The organism is Cumulibacter manganitolerans (assembly GCF_009602465.1).
In the GTDB taxonomy this organism is placed as follows: domain Bacteria; phylum Actinomycetota; class Actinomycetes; order Mycobacteriales; family Antricoccaceae; genus Cumulibacter; species Cumulibacter manganitolerans.
The window spans coordinates 1-3,508 of the sequence record NZ_WBKP01000101.1 but is presented as its reverse complement, the minus strand read 5'-3'; the positions used below and the strand labels follow the sequence as shown (position 1 = coordinate 3,508).

Annotated in this window: 3 protein-coding genes; all 3 read right to left on the bottom strand. The window is 76.0% G+C overall.

What is annotated here, in order from left to right; genetic code table 11:
• Positions 1–1,130: glycosyltransferase (locus F8A92_RS18160; RefSeq protein ID WP_153506590.1), on the bottom strand; the 1,130-nt coding region annotated here is incomplete at its 3' end.
• Complete coding sequence (locus tag F8A92_RS18155; protein WP_153506589.1) at positions 1,127–2,035, bottom strand: cation:proton antiporter; 909 nt, start codon at positions 2,033–2,035, stop codon at positions 1,127–1,129. The genes F8A92_RS18155 and F8A92_RS18160, both read right to left, overlap by 4 nt.
• Complete coding sequence (locus tag F8A92_RS18150; protein ID WP_153506588.1) at positions 2,028–3,389, bottom strand: hypothetical protein; 1,362 nt, start codon at positions 3,387–3,389, stop codon at positions 2,028–2,030. The genes F8A92_RS18155 and F8A92_RS18150 overlap by 8 nt, the downstream gene beginning before the upstream one ends.
• Positions 3,390–3,508 lie beyond the last annotated feature (119 nt).

The window sequence follows — 3,508 nt, the reverse complement described above, 5'->3', positions numbered from 1 at the left end:
CTGACGGCGGCGAGGGTGCGCGCGACCGGCCCGGTGACCGGGCCGACGTTCCGCGGCGACGCGCTCACCACCCGCGATGTGCTGATGCTGCGCGGCGCGAGCGCCAGGTGCGCGGCGGAGGCGGACGCGGCGAGACCCGGGTGACCGGCCAGCAGCAGGAGCATCGGCAGCGCGGCGGCGAGCGGGAACGATCCGTGATGCATCAGCGCGGGATGGCGGGCGGCCAGCGCCGCGGCGCTCGCGCCGTACGCCGCCCGCCGGCGTACCGCGCTTCGCAGCGCCGGGCGGGGACGATGCCCGACGACGACCGACGGCTCGTAGTACACGCCCTCGCCCGCGACGCGCCACACCAAGTCGACGTCCTCCCCGACGCGCATCGACTCGTCGAAGCCCCCGGCCGCCAGAAACGCCGCGCGGTCGACGAGCAGGGCGGCGCTCGGCACGTACGACAGCGCGCCCGACGGGTGCACGAATCCCGGCTGCGCGCCGCGGTCGAGGGCGCAGACGGCGTGCTCGAAGCGCGCAGCGAGGCCGGTGCCCGCGGTGCCGGTGATCCGCGGGGCGATCGCCACCGCGTCTCCGGCGTACGCGAGGAGCTCGCCGATCCATCCTGGGGCGGCGACGAGGTCGGCGTCCGCGAAGGCGACCCAGCCGGTCGCGCACGCGCGTGCCCCGGCGTTGCGGGCGGCGGCCGGCCCTGCCGAGCGCTCGTGGCGCAGCACCCGCAGACCGCCCGCATGAGTGAGCGACCCGGCGAGCGGTACGGCGGACCCGTCGTCGACGACGATCGCTGGGATGCCTGGGGCGGAGTCGAGCACGGCCTGCACGGTGGAGGCCTCGGCACGCGCCGGGATCACCAGGGTGACGTCACCGCCCGGGCCGGGTGCGGCCGTGGGTCGCTGCAGGAGATTGCCGCGCAGCAGCCGGTCCAGCACCGCCCGTTCGGGCGCGGCCGCGGGGGCGCGCGAGCCGTCCAGGACGCCGCGCACGAAGTGCGCGCCGCGCTCGGTCAGCCGCACGGAGCGGAACGGGTCGCCGCCGACGACGGTCCGCTCGTCGGCCCAGAAGGCGTACGGCGCGAGCCGCCAGCCGGCCCGGGGGCTGCGGGTCTCCGTGGTTCGCCGGCTCATATCGCCTCGAACCGATCCCGCAGCCGCTCGATCTCGTGGAGCTGCGCGTCGAGCTCGGCCGGCTCCGCGTCCTCCTGCTGGGTGCGCTCGTGCAGCCGCGAGTACGACGAGGCCAGCCGCTCGAACGTGGCCAGCCGCCGCCGGTCGCCGGCTGTCCGCTCGTCGTGCGGCTTCGCCGCGATCGCGCGGATCACGTCGTCGGCCTCGAGCAGGCGGACGCCGACCGAGGCGAGCGCCGCATCGCGCTGGAGCCGCCGGCCGCGCAGCCCCGCGTCGGCGAGCGTGGCGTCGGCGAACGCGTGCCCGAGGCGGCGGCCTCGCCAGTAGACGGCCAGCGAGCCGACGAGCGCGGTCCCGAGCGCGATCGCCGCGACGAGGTAGCGGGCGAACGGCGCCCGGATCTCCCGGGCCTCCTGCGGCGCGAGCCCGGCGGCGACCGCGCGGTCGTAGCTGCTCGCCAGGACGCGGGCCGACTGGATCTTCTCCTCGGCCACCATCTCGACGCCGAACCGCATGACGGTCTCGGCGACGTACGCCTTCCCGAGGTTCTCCTCGTCCGCGCCCGGCAGCAGCGAGCACCCGTACATGTCGAGGTCCTCGTCGAGGATCGCCACGAACGAGCCCTTGGCGATCCCGGACAGCGAGTCGCAGACCCCGGACCCGCGGTCGCCGAGGTCCCCGTCGAGGTACACGACGACGAGGTTGCGGTTGCCCACGATCCGCTCGGCGGCGGCCTCTTCGACGTCCACGCCGGGCGCGACGTACACGTTGCTGAGGCGGATGTCCCGCTGGATGTCGTCGTCGAGCACCCCGGCGCCGGACACCGCGACGATTCCGAGGGCGACGCAGGCGATCATCAGCCACGCCTCGCCGCGCGCGAGCCACCGCGTCAGATGCCTACGCATCGAGCGTGACCGCCTCGTCACGGCGAGCGAGGTACCGCGCCGGCTCGAGATCGGCACGCTGCAGCCGTGCCGCGACCGTGGCGAGCTCGCTCTCGGCGCGCTCCAGCAGCGCGCCGAGGTCGTCGTCGGTGAGCGTCGCGTCGTCCAGGCCGTCGCGGACGGCGCGCAGGGCGGCGCCGGACCGGGTGAACGCGCCGTCCGCCGATGACGGCACCAGAGCGCTGATCTCGACCGCCAGCTCGCTCAGCCCGGCGTACCGGCTCACGGAGGCCGCGCTCACCCGGGTGGTCCCGAGGGGGCGCCGCGGCCAGGCGGCCGCCCCTAGCAGCACGAGGGCCAGCCCGCCGCAGACCCACGGCAGCACGGGAAGCGTGAGGTGCAGCGGGTCGGGCGCGACGTACGGCGCGTCCAGGTCGAACATGCCGCTGGTGCGGAACTGCTCGACGCGGGCCAGGTTCGCCGCCAGGACGCTCTCCTGGGAGTACGCGTACTTGCGCAGCCGGTCCTCGAGCTGTCCGTAGAAGCTCGCGGTGATCGCCGGTGCCAGCTCGTCGACGCCGGCGCCGGCGTACTGGATCCACAGGCCCGTCATCAGGACGACGGTCCGCCCGGGGTAGGCGGCGGTGACCGGCTCGCGGTAGTCGACTGCCGGCGTGCCCGGCGCTACGTACGGCGTCACGACGATGAGCGGCGGGGCAGCGAAGCCGTTCCCGGCCGGACGGTCGAAGGCCGGGGCGCCGCCGACGAACGCCAGCCCGTCGTCGGCGAGGTCCGCCACCACGGCCGCGGTCTCCTCGGCGGTCGGGGCGCGGACGGGCAGCGGCGCCGCCTCCGGGACGTCGTCGTCCCGGTCGGCCACGGCGGCCGCCAGGGTGATCACGTCGCTGGTCACGTCGGCCGCGCCCAGGGTGCGGCCGACCTCGGCGAAGGTGGTCGAGAACGTGTCGTACGGGCTCAGCGAGGCGCTGGTCCCCGTCACCAGGACGACGTCGTCGGGCACGTCCATGCGCTGGGAGTCGTCGGGGTCGCGCGGCGGGGCGAGGACGACGCGGCTCGCGCCGGCGGCGTCCAGCCACGGAGTCACCGCGGCCTCGTCGAGCTGCGCGACGGCGCCGGGCAGCCGGATGATCCGCTGGCCGCCGTACTCGGCGACGATCGCGTCGTACGACGGGGGCGCCGGCTGCGCCGCCGCGGCCTTCGGCGGCGTGTCCTTGGCGACCGCGGCGAAGGTCACGGTGGGCTGCTGGACCTCGCGCGTCATGAAGATCAGCGCGGTGAGCACGAGCAGCACCAGCGACGTCCACTGCAGGAGGGTGCGCCGGTCGATCGGAGCCGCCGGCGGACGCGCGCTCACCGGTGCTGCCCGTGCGGGGATCGGCCGCGCCACAGGGCGTCGGCCTGCTCGGCGAGCACGCGGGCGCGCCGGGCGGTGGCGACGTCGGGGGCGTCGGCCAGCAGCCCGACGGCCTCGTC